The organism is Streptomyces virginiae (genome assembly GCF_000720455.1).
Lineage (GTDB): Bacteria > Actinomycetota > Actinomycetes > Streptomycetales > Streptomycetaceae > Streptomyces > Streptomyces virginiae.
Genome location: NZ_JOAK01000008.1, coordinates 97,834 through 116,769 on the forward strand (window position 1 = coordinate 97,834; position 18,936 = coordinate 116,769).

General features: G+C 70.0%; 14 protein-coding genes. 6 read left to right on the top strand and 8 right to left on the bottom strand.

The window, feature by feature from the left end; genetic code table 11:
* Positions 1 to 8 precede the first annotated feature (8 nt).
* Entirely contained in the window at positions 9 to 605 is a 597-nt protein-coding gene (locus IG86_RS0115375; RefSeq protein ID WP_037942512.1) for a hypothetical protein, read from the bottom strand.
* Between the two features lie 189 nt (positions 606 to 794).
* Between IG86_RS0115375 and IG86_RS0115380 the strand changes: the two genes are divergently transcribed.
* A complete protein-coding gene (locus IG86_RS0115380) occupies positions 795 to 1,553 on the top strand; it encodes a DUF6928 family protein (RefSeq protein ID WP_037942515.1) in 759 nt (252 codons plus the stop codon).
* Here the strand turns inward: IG86_RS0115380 and IG86_RS42970 are convergent.
* The 5 genes from IG86_RS42970 to IG86_RS0115410 form a co-directional block, all read right to left on the bottom strand.
* On the bottom strand, positions 1,550 to 1,711 hold the full coding sequence (locus IG86_RS42970; protein WP_157854831.1) for a hypothetical protein: 162 nt from the start codon (positions 1,709 to 1,711) through the stop codon (positions 1,550 to 1,552). The two genes, IG86_RS0115380 and IG86_RS42970, sit on opposite strands and share 4 nt — an antisense overlap.
* A 52-nt stretch (positions 1,712 to 1,763) precedes the next feature.
* Positions 1,764 to 2,279: a hypothetical protein gene (locus tag IG86_RS0115390; protein ID WP_030897247.1), complete on the bottom strand. Its 516-nt coding sequence runs from the start codon at positions 2,277 to 2,279 to the stop codon at positions 1,764 to 1,766.
* Positions 2,280 to 2,582: 303 nt separating this feature from the next.
* The gene (locus IG86_RS0115395; RefSeq protein WP_167751149.1) at positions 2,583 to 3,224 is read right to left on the bottom strand and encodes a hypothetical protein; all 642 of its coding nucleotides are present in this window, start codon (positions 3,222 to 3,224) and stop codon (positions 2,583 to 2,585) included.
* Between the two features lie 189 nt (positions 3,225 to 3,413).
* On the bottom strand, positions 3,414 to 4,943 hold the full coding sequence (locus IG86_RS0115400; RefSeq protein WP_030651535.1) for a helix-turn-helix domain-containing protein: 1,530 nt from the start codon (positions 4,941 to 4,943) through the stop codon (positions 3,414 to 3,416).
* 752 nt (positions 4,944 to 5,695) lie between these two features.
* Positions 5,696 to 6,529, bottom strand: a complete 834-nt coding sequence (locus IG86_RS0115410; protein WP_030824221.1) for a transglutaminase domain-containing protein — start codon at positions 6,527 to 6,529, stop codon at positions 5,696 to 5,698.
* A 367-nt stretch (positions 6,530 to 6,896) separates the two neighbouring features.
* Between IG86_RS0115410 and acnA the strand changes: the two genes are divergently transcribed.
* The 4 genes from acnA (at position 6,897) to IG86_RS0115430 (ending at position 13,286) form a co-directional block, all read left to right on the top strand.
* A complete protein-coding gene (gene acnA / locus IG86_RS0115415) occupies positions 6,897 to 9,611 on the top strand; it encodes an aconitate hydratase AcnA (protein WP_030824224.1) in 2,715 nt (904 codons plus the stop codon).
* A gap of 323 nt (positions 9,612 to 9,934) precedes the next feature.
* Entirely contained in the window at positions 9,935 to 11,359 is a 1,425-nt protein-coding gene (gene ngcE / locus IG86_RS0115420; protein ID WP_030651544.1) for an N-acetylglucosamine/diacetylchitobiose ABC transporter substrate-binding protein, read from the top strand.
* Between the two features lie 42 nt (positions 11,360 to 11,401).
* Entirely contained in the window at positions 11,402 to 12,346 is a 945-nt protein-coding gene (locus IG86_RS0115425; RefSeq protein ID WP_030824227.1) for a carbohydrate ABC transporter permease, read from the top strand.
* 13 nt (positions 12,347 to 12,359) lie between these two features.
* Entirely contained in the window at positions 12,360 to 13,286 is a 927-nt protein-coding gene (locus tag IG86_RS0115430; protein WP_030824230.1) for a carbohydrate ABC transporter permease, read from the top strand.
* Positions 13,287 to 13,297: 11 nt separating this feature from the next.
* Here IG86_RS0115430 and IG86_RS0115435 read toward each other — a convergent pair whose 3' ends face one another.
* Both IG86_RS0115435 and mgtA read right to left on the bottom strand, forming a co-directional pair.
* Positions 13,298 to 14,182, bottom strand: a complete 885-nt coding sequence (locus IG86_RS0115435; protein WP_030897251.1) for a hypothetical protein — start codon at positions 14,180 to 14,182, stop codon at positions 13,298 to 13,300.
* 111 nt (positions 14,183 to 14,293) lie between these two features.
* The gene (mgtA, locus tag IG86_RS0115440; RefSeq protein WP_030897253.1) at positions 14,294 to 17,050 is read right to left on the bottom strand and encodes a magnesium-translocating P-type ATPase; all 2,757 of its coding nucleotides are present in this window, start codon (positions 17,048 to 17,050) and stop codon (positions 14,294 to 14,296) included.
* A gap of 586 nt (positions 17,051 to 17,636) precedes the next feature.
* On the opposite strand from mgtA, the gene IG86_RS0115445 reads away from it, so the two are divergent.
* Positions 17,637 to 18,851 carry an ROK family transcriptional regulator gene (locus IG86_RS0115445; protein ID WP_030651557.1) on the top strand — a complete coding sequence of 405 codons (1,215 nt, stop codon included), beginning with the start codon at positions 17,637 to 17,639 and terminating at the stop codon, positions 18,849 to 18,851.
* The last annotated feature ends 85 nt before the right edge of the window (positions 18,852 to 18,936 follow it).

The window sequence follows — 18,936 nt, forward strand, 5'->3', positions numbered from 1 at the left end:
GCGCGACCCTAGCGGAGCAGCGCGAACGTGCCGGCTGCGGCGGCCGCGCCCAGTGTGGTGCCCGCGAGGGCCTGGGCGAGGGTGTGGTCGCGGAGCCGCACCCGGGACCAGCCGACGAGGGCGACCACGGGGTAGACGAGGAGCAGCCCGGGCCCGTAGGTCATGGCGAGCATGGCCACGCTCCCGGAGGACACCCCCGCGTGCACGCTGATCTTCCACGCGGGGGTCACGGCGAGCAGGGCCGCCAGGGTGACCAGCATCGCCGCGATCAGCGCGATCATCGTCCGTGGGGCGCCAAGGAGCCACAGCAGCAGGGTGCCGGTGGCGACCGAGGCGCCGGCGAAGGCCATCACGAGGATGCGCTGCGGCCTCTGCCCGACGTGCCGGTCGGCCCAGCGGCCGCGGTGGATGCCGTACTTGATGAACGCCAGGGGAATGCCGGCGGCGAACAGGCAGCCGAGAAGTCCCCAACCGATCCCCGTGAGGCGGCCGGTGTGCCACCCGATGAGGAGGGTGTCGGCGATGATCCAGGTCTTGGGATCGAGCCCGTCGGTCACCAGACGTGCGGCCCGGGACGCGCCGGACCGGCTGATCGTGGTCGTCACGCCGTGTCCTCCGGGCGGATCGTGTCGAGAAAACCCGCCTCGAACGTCCGATCATAGTGGTTTCGGCGGGACGGCCGGACGGCCCGGACGGGCCGGCCCCGTCGCACCGCCCGCCGGCCCGCCGCTGTCAGTGCCGATGGGTACGGTGCAGCCACGATCGAGTGCGTGCTGTGGTGCGGGGAGGCAGCCATGGGGGCCAAGACCGGTGTGCTCGTGTACGCCGACGGTGATGTGCCGGACCTGCTGCGGCAGGTGGGCGCGTCCGACCCGGAGCGGACGTCCCGCATGATGCGGCGCCTGTATCCGGGCTGTGGGATCGAAGAGGCTCGGGGGTCGGTCCTGGGGGAGGCGGTCTACCCTCCCGCCGGCACGGCTTGTGCGGCGAGCTGGCCGGGTGTCGAGGTCGTCTGCGATCGCCGGCTGATGATCGATTTCCCGTCACGGCTTCCCGGGCACCTCGTGGCGGCGAGTGCCGGCCGCCGGCTGGTCCTGCATGCCATGCACAGCGTGGTCGACTGGCTGGCGTTCGCCGTCTGGGAGGACGGACGTCTCGTCCGCTCCCTGAGCCTGTCCCCGGACAGCGGGATCATCGAGAACATCGGGCAGCCGCTGCCCTTCGAACTTCCCTACTGGGCCGGGGACCGTCCTGCGGACGTCGTTCCCCGGCCCGGTGCGGAAGAGGAGCCCTACGCCCTGCCCTTCCACCCGCTGGAACTCGGAGAAGACGCGCTGCGTTCGCTCTGCGGCTTCGTCCAGGAGGGCCGCCGCGAGCCCGAGGACGTGGACGCCGACGAGGTCGAACTGCACGGCTTCCGCGTGTCGGACCCGCACGCCCCCGACCCCGCCGGCCGAGAGGCGGCACGGCGGCAGGCCCTGGAACGGATGGGGCCGCCACGCGTCTACACGATGGGGCCGGACGGCTCGCTGGTGGAGCGGGACGCCCTCTAGGCGCTGTCGAGGATGCTGCCGACCGTTTCCGTGATGCGGTGCTTCCACTTGTGCCGACGGTTGCAGTACTGGCGCGGGAACCAGCGCCGTTCCTGCGGTATCTGCCGGTTACACCACTTGCACAGCACCGTGCGGCCCCTGCTCGCGAAATCCCCCATGGTGAGACTCTAGCGGCAGTGACCTGCGCCTTCCGCTGTGAGGGAGGACGGTTCAGTAGCCCCAGCGCTGACCGACGCTGCTGTCCTGACGGCAGTGGATCGCGCGGCCGTTGGCGTCACGCCCGGAGCTTCCGATGTCGGCCTTTCTGCATATCTGACCGGCTTTGTAGCAGTTCCCGGCGTTGGAGAGCGGGTAGCAGGCGGTGTTCTCCTCGGCCTTGGTGGGCTCGGGAGCCGGGGCCGCCGTACGGGTGCGCGTCGGAGCGGGAGGCGCGGCGGCGGGCTTGGTGGCGGCAGGGGCCTGCGTCGTGGCCCGGGCGGCCGGCGCGGCGGTGGTGGGGTCGGCGCTCGGGGTGGGGCTGGCGCTCGGGCTCGGGGAGGTGGGCACCGCCGAGGGGGTGGCGCCGGCCGTGACGGCGACGCTCGCGCTCGCACTCGGGGTGACGGCGCCGGCGCCGGTGGCGCTCGGGTCGCACGCGGCGAGCATCAGCACGGCGGTGACGGCGGCGAGGGCGCCCCCGTAGCGCTTCTTGAGGGTGCTCTGGCTGCCGGGAGGACGCATGGCCATCGGTGGCTCCTGGATGGGCGGGGCACTTGGGATGGCGAGCAACATACTCGGCAAGTTGAAGCTTGTACGGGTTAATGCAGAAAATCGAGACGGTGTACGACGACCGCAGGACCCTCGCCGTGTGCCGGGGGTGCGGGCGGGTACGGATCCCCCGGAGCGTGCAGCGGACCGCTGTGACCTGAGGGGTCGGATGCGGCGCTGCCCGGCTGCCCCTGCCCGGCATCTCCGGCGTTCTCGCCCGATCCCACCGGCTGAGGAGCACACGGCTCCGGAGGCGCGATGCGTCTCGGGTGTTTCAGTGGCTCAGGAGTTCACAGATCCTTCGACCAGCCCGGTCGCGATGAGTTCCTTGGTCCGGGTGACTGCTTCCGCGATCTCGGGGTGCCGGCCCGCAGGCGGGAAGAAGTCGACCGCGCCGACCGCACCGTGGTTCGCCCACAGGCAGGTGGTCATGGGGAAGGTCTCCCAGACGTTCTTCTGGCAGATGATCGCGGCCGTCTTGGTGGTGACCGTCTCGGCCCCGCCGACCAGGGTGCGCTCGTCGTTCTCGGCCAAGGATTCGCCGTACACGGTCTTGACGGTCTTGAGCGGGTCCGGAACGGCTCCGTAGAGGTCGTACTCGGCCGCGATGTGCGGTGCTGCCACCGTCCGCCCTTCGACGGCAAGACTGATGCGGTCCGGCCCGTGGCAGACGTAGTCCTCGGAGGCCTTCTCTCCCTTGTGCTCCGGCAGGGACTCGACCTTGTGGGCGTTGAGCCCGTACCGGATCGAGCCGCGCTTGCGGTCACAGGTCATGTTCTTGACTGTTGGCACCTGGGACTTGTCGTACCGGATACCGGTGTCCTTGCCGAGCGACTGCGCCTGCGGCTCCGACGCGTCACCACCGCACCCCGCCAGCAGCAGGGCCAGTCCCACGGCCCCCACTGCGCCCTTCCATCCGCGCACGTACGCGCCCCCTCGCTGCTCACACCGTTGGATGATCGACTCCGAAACGATAGGTGAGCCACGGAGCACCTCGGTCACGGTGACCAGGCGCGAAGGGCCGCCGACGGGGTCTTCCGCGGGGGCGGAGACGCCGGCGACGGCCCACAGCCGGCCCAGGAGGACGGGAAACCGTCCTGACCTGCGGAGTACCTAGATGTCGCGGAAGATCTCGATCTGGGCGCCCACCGAGTTGAGGCGCTCGGCCAGTTCCTCGTAGCCGCGGTTGATCACGTAGACGTTGCGCAGCACCGACGTGCCCTCGGCCGCCATCATCGCGAGGAGGACGACCACCGCCGGGCGGAGGGCCGGCGGGCACATCATCTCCGCCGCGCGCCAGCGGGTGGGGCCCTCGACCAGGACGCGGTGGGGGTCCAGCAACTGCAGGCGGCCGCCCAGGCGGTTCAGGTCCGTCAGGTAGATGGCGCGGTTGTCGTACACCCAGTCGTGGATCAGGGTCTGGCCCTGGGCCACGGCCGCGATGGCCGCGAAGAAGGGGACGTTGTCGATGTTCAGCCCGGGGAAGGGCATCGGGTGGATCTTGTCGATCGGCGCCTCGAGCTTCGAGGGGCGGACCGTGAGGTCGACCAGGCGGGTGCGGCCGTTGTCCGCCGTGTACTCCGCCGAGCGGTCGTGGTCGAGGCCCATTTCCTCCAGCACCGCGAGCTCGATCTCCATGAACTCGATCGGTACCCGGCGGATCGTCAGCTCCGACTCCGTGACGACCGCGGCGGCCAGCAGGCTCATCGCCTCGACCGGGTCCTCGGAGGGGGAGTAGTCCACGTCCACGTCGATGTTCGGGACGCCGTGGACGGTGAGGGTGGTGGTGCCGACGCCCTCGACCTTGACGCCCAGCGCCTCCAGGAAGAAGCACAGGTCCTGGACCATGTAGTTGGAGGAGGCGTTGCGGATGACGGTGACGCCGTCGTGCCGGGCGGCCGCCAGCAGCGCGTTCTCCGTGACCGTGTCCCCGCGCTCGGTCAGCACGATCGGGCGGTCGGGGGAGACCCCGGCGGCGACCTTCGCGTGGTAGATGCCCTCGGTCGCGGTGATGTCCAGGCCGAACCGGCGCAGGGCGATCATGTGCGGCTCGATGGTGCGGGTGCCGAGGTCGCAGCCGCCCGCGTACGGCAGACGGAAGGTCTCCATCCGGTGCAGCAGCGGGCCCAGGAACATGATGATGCTCCGGGTCCGGCGGGCCGCGTCCGCGTCCATGGCCTCCATGTCGAGGCGGGCCGGCGGTACCAGCTCCAGGTCCACGCCGTCGTTGATCCAGCGGCTGCGGACGCCGATGGAGTTCAGGACCTCCAGGAGGCGGTAGACCTCCTCGATGCGGGCCACCCGCCGAAGCACCGTACGGCCCTTGTTGAGCAGCGAGGCGCAGAGCAGGGCGACGCACGCGTTCTTGCTCGTCTTGACGTCGATGGCGCCGGACAGCCGGCGGCCGCCGACTACGCGCAGGTGCATCGGGCCGGCATAGCCCAGGGAGACGATCTCGCTGTCGAGGGCTTCACCGATTCGGGCGATCATCTCAAGACTGATGTTCTGATTGCCGCGCTCGATCCGGTTCACTGCGCTCTGGCTGGTGCCGAGGGCGTCGGCGAGCTGACTCTGTGTCCAGCCCCGGTGCTGACGGGCGTCACGGATGAGCTTGCCGATGCGTACGAGGTAGTCGTCTGCCATGGGGGCACCGTATCTCAGATATGAGATGACTCCTGCGTCGGGTGTGGCAGATGGGTGTGCCGGACGGCGTGTCGCCGCGCACTCCGGTGTGTTACTGACCGTCAGGTCCCATGGCGGGGTCGCCGTATGCGTGGTGCTCGACGGTCCGGCCCGGCGGGCGGGTGGGCTGCTCGCGGTCCGCCGCCGGCCGGGTGGGGCCCGCTCGACCGGTTCGCGCTCGGTGAGTTCGCCGATGGCGGCGACCGTGGCCGCATGGTTCTGTTTGCGGGCATCTGCCCGACTCGGGGCCTGGGCGCCTCTGTGCGGCGCGCTGCCCCGCATCGGGGCCGGTCCACGTCCTGGCCCCCGACCTCATCGGTGTGGGGCGCTCCGGCAGGCGGGGCGGGGGGTGTTGCCGTGTCAGGCCCGCCGGTATGTGTACCGACCCGCCGTGCATGTCCGGTTCGGGGTGATACGCACCCCGGGGGTGGGGGCGACCGGAACGTCGTCATCGAGGACGTCATCCCGCGGACCGTGCTCCGTCCGACGGTCGAGGCGGACCGTGCCGGCTACGGCGCCCCCTGCCCGACCCGCGGGAGCCGGCTGCCCGCGACGTCGTCGCCGACGTCGAGCGGTGCGACGCCTGGCCCGGCGGCGGCCCCGAGGAGACCGCCGCGGTCGTCAACGCCCGGGCCGTCCGCCACGCCCTCGCCAATTGAGCGCCGTGGCGCCTGAGCCGTGGCGCCTGAGCCGCAGTGCCTGAGCCGCCGTGCCTATGCCGCCCCGCGGCGCCCCAGGACCGGTTCCGCCACCAGCCTGGCCAGGCCGCACAGGGTCTGGCCGTGCCGCGCGAAGAGCTCGTCGCGCGAGTCGTAGTGGCCGAGGTCGGTCAGGACGTACGCCGACAGGTCGCAGGCCGGGCCGGCTCCGGGACCGGCTCCGGGGCCCGTGCTCGGGCAGGCGGCCGGCGCGGCGTCCCAGTCGATCGCCGTCCGCGACAGCGCCTCGAAGAGGGTCTCCGACCCGGCGTTGGTGAAGCCCCCGCCCTGCTCCGCGGCCTCCGGGCGCAGCCCGCCGAGGAGTTCCGACACCGTCAGCCAGGACGTGGGTGCCCCGGACGCCTCCGGCGGGCTTCCGAGCCGGAACTCCGGCCAGGCCAGCAGTACCCGGTCCGGGACGATCCGGTGCAGCCGCGGGAACCGCGGGTACCAGAACGAGCCGTCCACCAGCAGGCCGCGCACCCGCGTGGGCACCCCGTACGCGCGTGCCACCGCCTCCAGTACGGCCAGCCGCTGGCTGCACGACCCCCGGCCCCGGCGCAGCACCTCCGACACGGGCCGCTCGTCCTGGACGGAGTACACCGGCCGGACGGCCCCGGAGATCCAGGCGTGGGCCCGGTGCAGGGACTCGATCTGCCGAGCCGGGTCGGCCGGCCCCGCCGCGTCCGCCGGGCCCGCGCCCAGCTCGCGTACCAGCGCGGCGATCCGGGGGTGGCGCCAGTCCAGGATCCGGGTCGGGGCGGTGCTCCCCTCCACCGCCGCCCCGCCGGACGCCCCCGTCGCGCCCGTACGGATCCGGCCCCGGGGCCTCAGTAGCGAGCTCGTCATGGACGGCGTCCTTTCGTGGGGCCCTCCGCGGGTCGTGTCCGCCCAGGGTCTGGACGCATCCTGACAGAAGATCTGAACACGTTCAATGCCGGATCGCGCCCGGCCCCGCCGCCCCCTCCCGGAGCACGGTCAGGGCATGTCGAAGCACCCTCCCAGCCCCTCGCCCCTCCGGGCGCGGGTGCGTGCCTCGTCGTCGCACCCGGACATGTACTAGAGTTATCTCGACATCGAGATATCTGCCGAAGGCGTACCGCAGCCGCCCCCGCTGGTAAGGGTTACCTAACTTAGCCTTACCTTAGCGGATTGGCCAAGGGGCGTGGCGGCAGGATGCGGTAAACGCGCGAATTCATGCATGAAGGAGACTGTCGTGTCGGCGAACAGCTTCGACGCCCGCAGCACGCTGCAGGTGGGCGACGAGTCGTACGAGATCTTCCGGCTGGACAAGGTCGAGGGCTCCGCCCGCCTGCCCTACAGCCTGAAGGTGCTGCTGGAGAACCTGCTCCGCACGGAGGACGGCGCGAACATCACCGCCGACCACATCCGGGCGCTCGGCGGCTGGGACTCCCAGGCCCAGCCCAGCCAGGAGATCCAGTTCACGCCGGCCCGCGTGATCATGCAGGACTTCACCGGCGTCCCCTGCGTCGTGGACCTCGCCACGATGCGCGAGGCCGTGAAGGCCCTCGGCGGCGACCCGGCGAAGATCAACCCGCTCTCGCCCGCCGAGATGGTCATCGACCACTCGGTCATCGCCGACAAGTTCGGCACGAAGGACGCCTTCGCGCAGAACGTCGAGCTGGAGTACGGCCGCAACAAGGAGCGCTACCAGTTCCTGCGCTGGGGCCAGACCGCCTTCGACGACTTCAAGGTCGTCCCCCCGGGCACCGGCATCGTCCACCAGGTCAACATCGAGCACCTGGCCCGCACGGTCATGGTCCGGGGCGGCCAGGCCTACCCCGACACCCTCGTCGGCACCGACTCGCACACCACCATGGTCAACGGCCTCGGCGTGCTGGGCTGGGGCGTCGGCGGCATCGAGGCCGAGGCCGCGATGCTCGGCCAGCCGGTCTCCATGCTGATCCCGCGCGTCGTCGGCTTCAAGCTCACCGGCGAGCTGCCCACCGGCACCACCGCCACCGACCTGGTGCTGACCATCACCGAGATGCTGCGCAAGCACGGTGTCGTCGGCAAGTTCGTCGAGTTCTACGGTGAGGGCGTCGCCGCCACCTCCCTCGCGAACCGCGCCACCATCGGCAACATGTCGCCGGAGTTCGGCTCCACCGCCGCCATCTTCCCGATCGACGGCGAGACCCTGAAGTACCTGCGCCTCACCGGCCGCTCCGAGCAGCAGGTCGCGCTCGTCGAGGCGTACGCCAAGGAGCAGGGTCTGTGGCTGGACCCGGCCGCCGAGCCGGACTTCTCCGAGAAGCTGGAGCTCGACCTCTCCACGGTCGTCCCCTCCATCGCCGGCCCGAAGCGCCCGCAGGACCGCATCGTCCTGGCCAACGCCGCCGAGCAGTTCGCCGCGGACGTGCGCAACTACGTCAGCGACGACGAGGAGGCCGGCAAGGAGTCCTTCCCGGCGTCCGACGCCCCGGCGTCCTCCAACGGTGTGCCCACCAAGCCCACCCTGGTGACCCTGGCCGACGGCACCTCCTTCGAGATCGACCACGGCGCCGTCACCGTCGCCGCGATCACCTCCTGCACCAACACCTCGAACCCCTACGTCATGGTCGCCGCGGCGCTCGTGGCCAAGAAGGCGGCCGAGAAGGGCCTGACCCGCAAGCCGTGGGTCAAGACCACCCTCGCCCCGGGCTCGAAGGTCGTCACCGACTACTTCGACAAGGCCGGCCTGACCCCGTACCTGGACAAGCTGGGCTTCAACCTGGTCGGCTACGGCTGCACCACCTGCATCGGCAACTCCGGTCCGCTGGACGAGGAGATCTCGAAGGCGATCAACGAGGCCGACCTCGCGGTCACCTCGGTGCTCTCGGGCAACCGCAACTTCGAGGGCCGCATCAACCCCGACGTCAAGATGAACTACCTGGCCTCCCCGCCGCTGGTCGTCGCGTACGCCATCGCGGGCTCCATGAAGGTGGACATCACCAAGGACGCCATCGGCACCGACACCGACGGCAAGCCGGTCTTCCTCGCGGACATCTGGCCCTCCGAGGCCGAGGTCAACGACGTCGTGGCGAACGCCATCGGCGAGGACATGTTCAGCAAGTCCTACAGCGACGTCTTCGCGGGCGACGCCCAGTGGCAGGCGCTGTCGATCCCGACCGGCAACACCTTCGAGTGGGACCCGCAGTCCACCTACGTGCGCAAGCCCCCTTACTTCGAGGGCATGACGATGGAGACCACCCCGGTCTCCGACATCGCCGGCGCCCGCGTGCTGGCGAAGCTGGGCGACTCGGTCACCACCGACCACATCTCCCCGGCCGGCGCGATCAAGGCCGACACCCCGGCCGGCAAGTACCTCACCGAGCACGGCGTCGAGCGCCGCGACTTCAACTCGTACGGTTCCCGCCGCGGCAACCACGAGGTCATGATCCGCGGCACCTTCGCCAACATCCGCCTGCGCAACCAGATCGCGCCGGGCACCGAGGGCGGCTTCACCCGCGACTTCACCGTCGAGGGCGCGCCGGTCTCCTTCATCTACGACGCCTCGCAGAACTACCAGGCCGCCGGCATCCCGCTGGTCATCCTGGCCGGCAAGGAGTACGGCTCCGGCTCGTCCCGCGACTGGGCCGCGAAGGGCACCGCGCTGCTCGGTGTCAAGGCCGTCATCGCCGAGTCCTACGAGCGCATCCACCGCTCCAACCTGATCGGCATGGGCGTCCTGCCCCTGCAGTTCCCCGAGGGTGCCTCCGCGGCCTCCCTGGGCCTCACCGGCGAGGAGACCTTCTCCTTCACCGGTGTGGAGGAGCTGAACAACGGCACCACCCCGCGCACCGTCAAGGTGACCACCGACACCGGTGTGGAGTTCGACGCGGTCGTCCGCATCGACACGCCGGGTGAGGCCGACTACTACCGCAACGGCGGCATCATGCAGTACGTCCTGCGGAACCTCATCCGCGGCTAAGGGCGCGCCAGGCGGAGCGATCCGCCGTCTGTCGGCACCATAGGGCCGTACCCCCGACCAGGGGGTGCGGCCCTTGTCGCTTTTCGCGGCGGCGGTCTCAGGTGACGGACAGGTCTCAACTCGGAAAAGCCGGGAACGATCCTTGTGCACGATCTTGCTCAGCCGAGCGGAAGTGGACTATACCTGTGCCCGTCCGGGCCGTCGCGTGACGAGCGGCCCCGGGCCGGGGGATGCCGGGGGGACCTGCGGTGATGCCCGCATGCACGGTAACTGCCCCGATTTCCGGCCTCCTTCACACTCCTGACGAAGGCGAGGACATGAGCATGGGATCCACTGGTGAGGGCTTCGGCCGCCGTGATCTGATCAAGCGTTCCGCAGCGCTCGGACTGATCAGCGTGCCGACGATGAGCTTCCTGTCCGCCTGCGCCTCCGGCGGGGAGGACACCACGAAGGGCCCCGACAAGGGGGCCGTGTCCAAGGAGAACCCCTTCGGCGTCGCCAAGGGCGGAAAGATGGACGTCGTCGTCTTCAAGGGCGGTTTCGGCGACGACTACGCGAAGGCCTGGGAGGCCGCTTTCGACAAGAAGTGGGGCACCACCAGCTCCCACCTCGGCACCCAGGAGATCACCGGAAAGCTCCAGACCCGCTTCAACGGCGGCAACCCGCCGGACGTCGTCGACAACTCCGGCGCCCAGAAGATCAAGCTGGACGTGCTCTTCAAGAGCAACCAGCTCGCCGATCTCACCCCCGTGCTCGACGCGCCCTCGCTCGACGACCCCGCCAAGACCGTCCGCGACACCCTCATCGCGGGCACCGTCGAACAGGGCACGCAGGGCGGCAAGTTCGTCTCGCTGAACTACGTCTACACGGTCTACGGCTTCTGGTACTCGGGGAAGCTCTTCAAGGAGAAGGGCTGGACGCCGCCCAAGACCTGGGACGAGTTCCTCGCGGTCTGCGCGAAGGCCAAGGAGGCCGGCCTCGGCGGCCTCGCCCACCAGGGCAAGTACCCGTACTACATCAACGTCGTGATCATGGACCTGATCGCCAAGAAGGGCGGTCTGGAGGCCATGAAGGCCATCGACAACCTGGAGCCGAACGCCTTCGAGGGCAACGCGGCCGCCCTCGCCGCCGTCGAGGCGGTCTACGAGGTGGTCGAGAAGGACCTGCTCCTCCCGGGCACGAACGGCCTGACCCACACCGAGTCCCAGACCGCCTGGAACCAGTACAAGGCCGCCTTCATCCCCTCCGGCTCCTGGCTGGAGAACGAGCAGCTCAAGCAGACGCCCGACGACTTCGACATGCAGTTCCTGCCGGTCCCGCTGCTCGCCGACAGCAAGCTGCCCTTCGAGGCCATCCGGGCCGGCGCCGGCGAGCCCTTCATCGTCCCGGAGAAGGCCGCCAACAAGGCCGGAGGCCTGGAGTTCATCCGTTCGATGCTGTCGCGCGAATGGTCGACCATCTTCGCGCAGCAGGCCAACTCCCTCACCGTGGTCAAGGACGGCGTGGATCCGGGCGTGAAACTGCGGCCCGGCACCCAGTCGGCGGTCACCGCCCTCAAGGCGGCGGGAACGAACACCTTCAACTACCTTTATCCCGACTGGTACAGCGAGATGGACACGGCGATCCAGGACGCGTCCAACGAGCTCATGGCCAAGCGGATTCAGCCGAAGGAGTGGATCAAGCGGGCCCAGGCGGCGGTCAACAAGGCGGCGCAGGATCCCAACGCCAAGAACAACCGTCGCAGCTGACAGCACGCCCCACCGGTCACCGGCACACCAGGGACGGACACCATGAGCCAAGTAGTCCGGGGCAGGGGACGGGCCGGCTTCATCGCCGGCTTCCTCCTCGCACCCCTCGCGCTGTACCTGACCTTCGTCATCTGGCCGTACGTACAGACGTTCGGCTACTCCTTCACCAACTGGACGGGCCAGTCGCCGACCTTCGACTTCGTCGGCGTCGACAACTACTCCGCCCTGATGAAGGACGAGGTCTTCCGCGGAGCCCTCTGGAACAACCTGCTGCTCCTGGTGTTCGTCCCCGTGGTCACCATCCTGCTCGCCCTCTTCTTCGCCTTCATGGTGAACGCGGGCGGGCGGGGCGGGGCCGGCGGTGTGCAGGGCGTGGCCGGCTCACGCCTCTACAAGGTCGTCTACTTCTTCCCGCAGGTCCTCTCCCTCGCCATCCTCGCGGTGCTCTTCGGCGCCGTGTACCGCACCGACGAGGGCGGCCTGCTCAACGGCGTCCTCATCCGGCTCGGCATCGTCGACCGGCTCCACCCCATCGAATGGCTGAACGAGCCGAGGCTCGTCCTGTGGTGCCTGCTCCTCGTGGTGGTCTGGCACGGCGTCGGCTTCTACCTCGTCCTGTTCTCCGCCGCCATGCAGTCCGTCCCCAAGGACATCTACGAGGCGGCCCTCCTCGACGGGGCGGGGCGCGCCCAGACCTTCTTCAAGGTCACCCTGCCCCTGCTGTGGGACTCCGTGCAGACCTCCGCGGTCTACCTGGGCATCGCCGCGATGGACATGTTCGTCCTGGTGTCGACCATGACCTCGGGCCAGTTCGGCGGCGGCCCCGACCATCACAGCGAGGTCATGGCCACGGTCCTGATGAGGAACTTCCTCTACTTCGGCAAGAGCGGGTACGCCTGCGCCATGGGCGTGGTCATGCTCGTCCTCACCATGATCCTTTCCGTCATCACGCTGCGCGCCACCCGCCGCGAGCGCATCGAGTTCTGAGCGGGAGACCGTCATGACCACAGTGATCAAGGCTCCGGGCGAATCCGCGGCGGAGCGGTCCGGGGGAGCCGGCCCCGGCGGGGAACGGGGCGGCGGACGCTCCGAGGGCATGGTCCTCAACGTCTTCTCCCACGGCTTCCTCGTCGTCTGGGCCGTACTGATCGTGCTGCCGCTCATCTGGCTGGCGCTCGGCTCCTTCAAGACCGACGCGCAGATCGGCGGCTCGGCCCTCAGCTGGCCGGCCAACTGGAACTTCGACGCCTTCGGCAGGGCCTGGGACAAGGGCATCGGCGACTACTTCGCCAACACCCTCATCGTGATGGTGTTCTCCGTGCCGCTGACGATGCTGCTCGGCTCGATGGCGGCCTACGTCCTGGCCCGCTACCCCTTCCCGGGCAACCGGTTCATCTACTACTTCTTCGTCAGCGGGGCGATGTTCCCCGTCTTCCTCGCGCTCGTGCCGCTGTTCTTCATGGTCAAGCGGTTCGACATGCTGAACACGTACCAGGGCCTGATCCTCGTGTACGTGGCGTACTCGATGCCGTTCACCGTCTTCTTCATGCACTCGTTCTTCCGCACGCTGCCGACGGCGGTGCACGAGGCGGCGGTGATCGACGGCGCCTCCGACACCCGGATCTTCTTCCAGGTGATGGTGCCGATGGCCAAGCCCGGCCTGATCAGCGTCGGGATCTTCAACGTCCTGGGCCAGTGGAACCAGTACATCCTGCCGTCGGTGCTGATGCAGCCCCAGACCGGATCGGACCCCGAGCGCTACCTGCTCACCCAGGGTCTGATCCAGCTCCAGCAGCAGCAGGGCTACGAGACCGACCTGCCCGTGCTCTTCGCCGGCGTGACCATCGCGATGATCCCCATGCTGGTGGTCTACCTCTCCTTCCAGCGGCAGATCCAGGCGGGCCTGACCTCGGCGACGCTGAAGTAGCGGCCCCGGAGTCAGGTGCGGTCCGAGGCCTTCCGCAGCCTGTACAGCTGACCGGACCCCGGGTCGCCGACGTCCTGGCTGATCCGGGGCTCCTGCCCGGTGCCGTCGACGCCCCAGGCCGGCCAGTGGCACTCGGGGATCTCTATGCGGACCTTCTGCGACCACACGTCCGGCCCGGGCTCGTACGACCAGGTGCCGGAGCCCGAGCACCGCCGTGAGGGGTCGTCGGGGTGGTCGCCGGGCCGGTGCACGCCGACGCCGGTGGCGGTGACCCGGCCGTCCGGGGTGAAGACCAGCCTTCCCCTCGTGTGGTCGATCCAGGTGCCGGTCATGGTCTCGGGCCCGATCCTCGGCGGCTCGTAGGCGGGCAGCAGGCCGACGGCGAGCCCGAGCGCGCCGAACACGCCCGCGCCCGCCACCGCCGCCGCGCCCCACACCGCCACCCGCCGCAGGAGACCCTCGCCCCGGGGCAGCGCGATCACCGCCCCCAGGGAGAGCGAGGCCGTGGCCGAGGCCCAGAAGACCAGCGTGGACCCCGTCGGCGCGTCGTTGTACGTCGCGACGATCAGCACGGGCGCCGCCAGCAGGGCCGCCACCGCCGGCGGGGCCGCCACCGCCGCCCACCACGCCGCGCGCCCGCCCGGCCCCCGGGTGGTCAGATCGGCCAGCGCGACGGCCGGCAGGACGAAGACCAGCGACAGCAGGAACGAGACGAAGCCGACGAGCGGCGTGAGGGCGACCAGGCTCCCCCCGATGGCGGCCCAGTCGGGGGGCGTGTCCGGCGGCGGCTGCGTCCGCACGTACACCAGGGCCACCACCACCGTCAGTGCGACCTCCAGGCATCCCACCAGCGTCGAGACCACCAGGACGCGGCCGTACGACCGTTTCTGACGCATGTTCAACCCCCCCCCTCGTGGCGGGGCGAACCGGCACGTCCGCCCGGCCGCCGATGTAACGGATCCATAGTGCCAGCCGGGCTGAACGTGTTCAATTCATTCTCCCTTCTCCTACAGCCACGTGCCGAAGCGGCGGACGTACCAGGTCTTCACGAACTGGGTGAGCGTGCAGTACGCGAGCAGTACGCCGATCAGCCACGGGAAGTAGCCCGCCGGCAGGGCCGTGAAGCCCAGCGAGGAGGCCAGCGGGGAGAACGGCAGCCAGAGTCCGGTCAGCACCGCGAGGACGGTCGTCACCATCACCGGCCAGGAGGCGCGGGACTGGACGAAGGGGATCTTCCTGGTGCGGATCATGTGGACGATCAGGGTCTGCGAGAGCAGGCCCTCGACGAACCAGCCGGACTGGAAGAGGGACTGGCTCGCCTCGCTGTTCGCGGCGAAGACGTGCCACATGATCAGGAACATGGCGATGTCGAAGACCGAGCTGATCGGGCCGATGGTGACCATGAAGCGGCCGATGCCCTTGGCGTCCCAGTTGCGGGGCTTGCGCAGGTACTCCTCGTCCATCCGGTCCCACGGGGTCGCCAGCTGGGCGATGTCGTAGACCAGGTTCTGCACCAGCAGCATGATCGCGAGCATCGGCTGGAAGGGGATGAAGGCGCTCGCGACCAGGACCGAGAAGACGTTGCCGAAGTTCGACGACGCCGTCATCTTGATGTACTTGATCGTGTTGCCGAAGGTGGTCCGGCCCTGCAGGACGCCCTGCTCCAGGACGGTGAGGTCCTTCTCCAGCAGGATGATGTCCGCGGACTCCTTGGCGATGTCCACGGCGGTGTCCACCGAGATGCCGACGTCGGCGTCGCGCAGCGCGGCGGCGTCGTTGATGCCGTCGCCCAGGAACCCGACGGTGTGTCCGCCGGCCTGGAGGGCCCGCACGATCCTGGCCTTCTGCACCGGATTGACCTTGGCGAAGACCGTCGTACGGGCGGCCAGCGCGCGCAGCTCGGCGTCGTCGAGGGCGTCGGTCTCGGGGCCGAGGACCACGGTGCCCACGTCGAGGCCGACGTCCGCGCAGACCCGGGCGGCGACGAGGTCGTTGTCGCCGGTGACGACCTTCACCGCGATGCCCTTGCCGGCGAGCCCCTCCAGGGCCCGGGCGGCGTCGGCCTTCGGGGGGTCGAGGAAGGCCAGGAAGCCGACCAGGGTCAGTCCGTCCTCGTCGGCGACGGAGTAGGTGTCGCGCGGGGTGTCGACGGTGCGGGTGGCGACGGCGAGGACGCGCAGGCCCCGCCGGTTGTCGTCCTCGGCGATGCGGGTGACGTGCCGCCGCAGCCGCTCGGTCAGCTCCACGGTCTCGCCGCGGTCGGTCACGTGCGTGCAGAGGTCCAGGACCCCTTCGACCGCACCCTTGGTGATCATGACGTGTTCTCCGGAGCCGGAGCCGGAGCCGGAGCCGGAGCCGGAGCCGGAGCCGGAGCCGACCACGACCGGGTTGCGGGCCAGGACCACGGACATCCGGCGCCGGGCGAAGTCGAAGGGGATCTCGTCGACCATCGAGAACCGTGTGTCGACGACAACCTCCTCGGCCTCGCCCACGCGGTCGATGACCGCCTGGTCCATCAGGTTGCGCAAGCCCGTCTGGAAGTGCGCGTTGAGGTAGCCGTACTCCAGGACCTCGCCGTCCTCTTCGCCGTGGACGTCCAGGTAGCGGTCCAGGACGATCCGGTCCTCGGTGAGGGTGCCCGTCTTGTCCGTGCAGAGCACGTCCATCGCGCCCAGGTTCTGGATCGCGTTGAGCCGCTTGACGACCACCTTGCGCCGGGACATGGCGACCGCGCCGCGCGCCAGGTTGGCCGAGACCACCATGGGCAGCATCTCGGGGGTCAGGCCGACGGCGACGGCGATGCCGAAGAGGAAGGCCTCGTCCCAGTCGCCCTTCGTCAGGCCGTTGATCATGAAGACGACCGGGACCATGACCAGCATGAAGCGGATCAGCAGGAAGCTGACCCTGCGCACACCGGTGTCGAAGTTGGTCTGCGGGCGCTCGCCGACCAGGGAGCCGGCCATCGAGCCGAACCAGGTGTCGGCGCCGGTGGCGACGACGACCCCGGTGGCGGTGCCGGAGGTGACGGAGGTCCCCATCAGGGCCAGGTTGTCGGCCTCGACCGGGTCGGTGGTGGCCTGCTGGCCGAGGTCCTGCGCGCGGGTGTCGGCCTTGGCGACCGGCAGGGACTCGCCGGAGAGCGCGGCCTGGCTGATCATCAGGTCCTTGGCGGTGAGGAGCCGCAGATCGGCCGGGATCAGGTCGCCGGCGGCCAGCTTGACCACGTCGCCCGGGACCACCTGGTCCATCGGCACCTCGACGGTGGTGGGGACGGAGCCGCTGCCGGCCCGGCGCTGCACCGCGCAGGTGGTGGTGACGAGCCGCTTGAGCGCGTCGGCGGCGCGGCCCGAGCGGAACTCCTGCCAGAAGCGCAGCAGCCCGCTGATCCCCACCATCACGGAGAGGATGACCACGCCCGGGTCCGCGGGGTCCTGCCAGTACATGACGGCGGCCAGGAGGACCAGGACGGCGATGAAGGGGTTCCGGAAGGCCTTCGCCAGCTGGACGTACCAGCGCGGGGCGCGCTCCCGGGCGACGACGTTGGCGCCGTGGCGCTCCAGGCGCAGCGCCGCCTCGGCGCGGGTGAGGCCGCCCAGGGACGCGTCCACGGACTGCAGGGCCCGTACGCCCGGGCCGGCGCTGATCCCGGCGAGGCGCTCGCCGGCGAGCCGGGTGCGGGACTCCAGCTCGGCGGCCTTGCGCTCGCGGCGGGAACGGCCCGGCGGCGCGAGCTTGGCCGGGGTACGAGGGGTGAGCATGGTCATGGCAAATACCTCCCTCCACGGTGTCCGGGCAGCGCGGAGCCGAGCGGTCACGTGGAGTGATCAGGAGTCGGCGTGCGGCGGCCGCGGGGGCCGTCGCCGATGCCGACGGACATGGATGACGCACGCCGGACACAGCCGTCCGGTCACGCGGATGGGGAGGAGCGCGAGATGAACGCGGCGGCGCACGGGAACAGCGGTGCACCGCTGCCGTGCGCACTCATGGAGAGGCCGGCCGATCAGCCGTTCGGCGGGTCAGCCGGAGAGGGCGCCACGAGGACTTCGATCGGGACTCATCCCGAACACCTCCTCGCGTCGCGCTGTCATGGCAGGCGCCCGGTCCGGCCGGAAGGGCCGCAGAGGACCGGCGCCTCAGCGACCGTAACACGATCCGGTGGGCCGCTCCCTCCCCCTTTCGGCCGGTAGGTCCGATTCGTGTCGTGTCAGCCTCTTGACGTGCGGATGCGCAAAGGCTCGACTTAAGGTTCACAAGTTGGAGAGACGCCGGGGTCTCGGAGCGTGAAGTCGCGACGTGTCCCGGCCGGGGGGCGACGGCTTGCCGTCGCTAATGGGCAGGAGTGGATGAGTCGTGCAGACTCCCGGATCGCAGTCGTCGCTGCACCGCGCGAATCTCGAACGGGTCGTACGGGCGGTGCGGCTCGCGGGGTCGCTGACCCAGGCGGAGATCGCCCGTACCACCGGACTGTCGGCGGCCACGGTCTCCAACATCGTCCGGGAGCTGAAGGACGGCGGGACCGTCGAGGTCACCGACACCTCGGCCGGCGGCCGGCGCGCGCGGAGCGTGTCGCTGAGCGGTGACGCGGGCATCGTGATCGGCGTCGACTTCGGCCACACCCACCTGCGGGTGGCCGTCGGCAACCTCGCCCACCAGGTGCTGGCCGAGGAGTCCGAGCCGCTGGACGTCGACGCCTCCTGGGCGGACGGCTTCGACCGGGCGGAATCCCTGGTCGGACGGCTGATCGACGGCATAGGGGTCGGGCTGGACAAGGTCATCGGCGTCGGCCTCGGCGTCCCCGGCCCGATCGACGTGGAGTCCGGAACCCTGGGCTCGACCGCGATCCTGCCGGGCTGGGCGGGGATCAACCCCCGCCAGGAGCTCTCGCAGCGCCTCGGCGTGCCCGTCTACGTGGACAACGACGCCAACCTCGGCGCCCTCGGCGAACTCGTTTGGGGGAGCGGGCGCGGAGTGAAAGACCTGGCCTACATCAAGGTGGCCAGCGGCGTCGGCGCCGGCCTGGTCATCAACGGCCAGATCTACCGCGGACCCGGCGGCACGGCGGGCGAGATCGGGCACATCACGCTGGACGAATCGGGCCCCGTCTGCCGCTGCGGCAACCGCGGCTGCCTGGAGACCTTCGCCGCGGCCCGGTACGTCCTGCCGCTGCTCCAGGGCACGCACGGGCCGGAGTTGACGATGGAGCGGGTGGTCGAACTGGCCCGCGAGGGGGACCCGGGCTGCCGCCGGGTGATCACCGACGTCGGCCGCCACATCGGCAGCGGAGTGGCCAGCCTGTGCAACCTCCTGAACCCGAGCCGGGTGGTGCTGGGAGGCTCGCTGGCGGAGGCCGGTGAACTCGTGCTGGCCCCCATCCGTGAATCAGTGGGGAGGTACGCGATCCCCAGCGCGGCCCGGCAGTTGTCGGTGCTGACGGGGTCCCTGGGCGGGCGGGCCGAGGTGCTGGGCGCCCTGGCGCTCGTGCTGAGCGAGATGGGCGATTCGACGCTTTTGTCAGATCATGGAAGTGGAGTGCGAGCTCCAGCCGTCTTGCCTTCAGGTAGATAACGAATGGCACCGTTGTCATCTCGTTAAGAATTCACTCCTTGACGGCAAAACGCGGCCGGGGTTGACTCACATCCACCTCGGCCGC

Excerpts from the sequence above, each read along its gene's own strand:
- IG86_RS0115380 (WP_037942515.1), top strand. The coding sequence starts at position 795 with ATGGGGGCCAAGACCGGTGTGCTCGTGTACGCCGACGGTGATGTGCCG.
- IG86_RS42970 (WP_157854831.1), bottom strand. The coding sequence starts at position 1,711 with ATGGGGGATTTCGCGAGCAGGGGCCGCACGGTGCTGTGCAAGTGGTGT.
- IG86_RS0115390 (WP_030897247.1), bottom strand. The coding sequence starts at position 2,279 with ATGGCCATGCGTCCTCCCGGCAGCCAGAGCACCCTCAAGAAGCGCTAC.
- IG86_RS0115400 (WP_030651535.1), bottom strand. The coding sequence starts at position 4,943 with ATGGCAGACGACTACCTCGTACGCATCGGCAAGCTCATCCGTGACGCC.
- IG86_RS0115410 (WP_030824221.1), bottom strand. The coding sequence starts at position 6,529 with ATGACGAGCTCGCTACTGAGGCCCCGGGGCCGGATCCGTACGGGCGCG.
- ngcE (WP_030651544.1), top strand. The coding sequence starts at position 9,935 with ATGGGATCCACTGGTGAGGGCTTCGGCCGCCGTGATCTGATCAAGCGT.
- IG86_RS0115425 (WP_030824227.1), top strand. The coding sequence starts at position 11,402 with ATGAGCCAAGTAGTCCGGGGCAGGGGACGGGCCGGCTTCATCGCCGGC.
- IG86_RS0115430 (WP_030824230.1), top strand. The coding sequence starts at position 12,360 with ATGACCACAGTGATCAAGGCTCCGGGCGAATCCGCGGCGGAGCGGTCC.
- IG86_RS0115435 (WP_030897251.1), bottom strand. The coding sequence starts at position 14,182 with ATGCGTCAGAAACGGTCGTACGGCCGCGTCCTGGTGGTCTCGACGCTG.
- mgtA (WP_030897253.1), bottom strand. The coding sequence starts at position 17,050 with ATGACCATGCTCACCCCTCGTACCCCGGCCAAGCTCGCGCCGCCGGGC.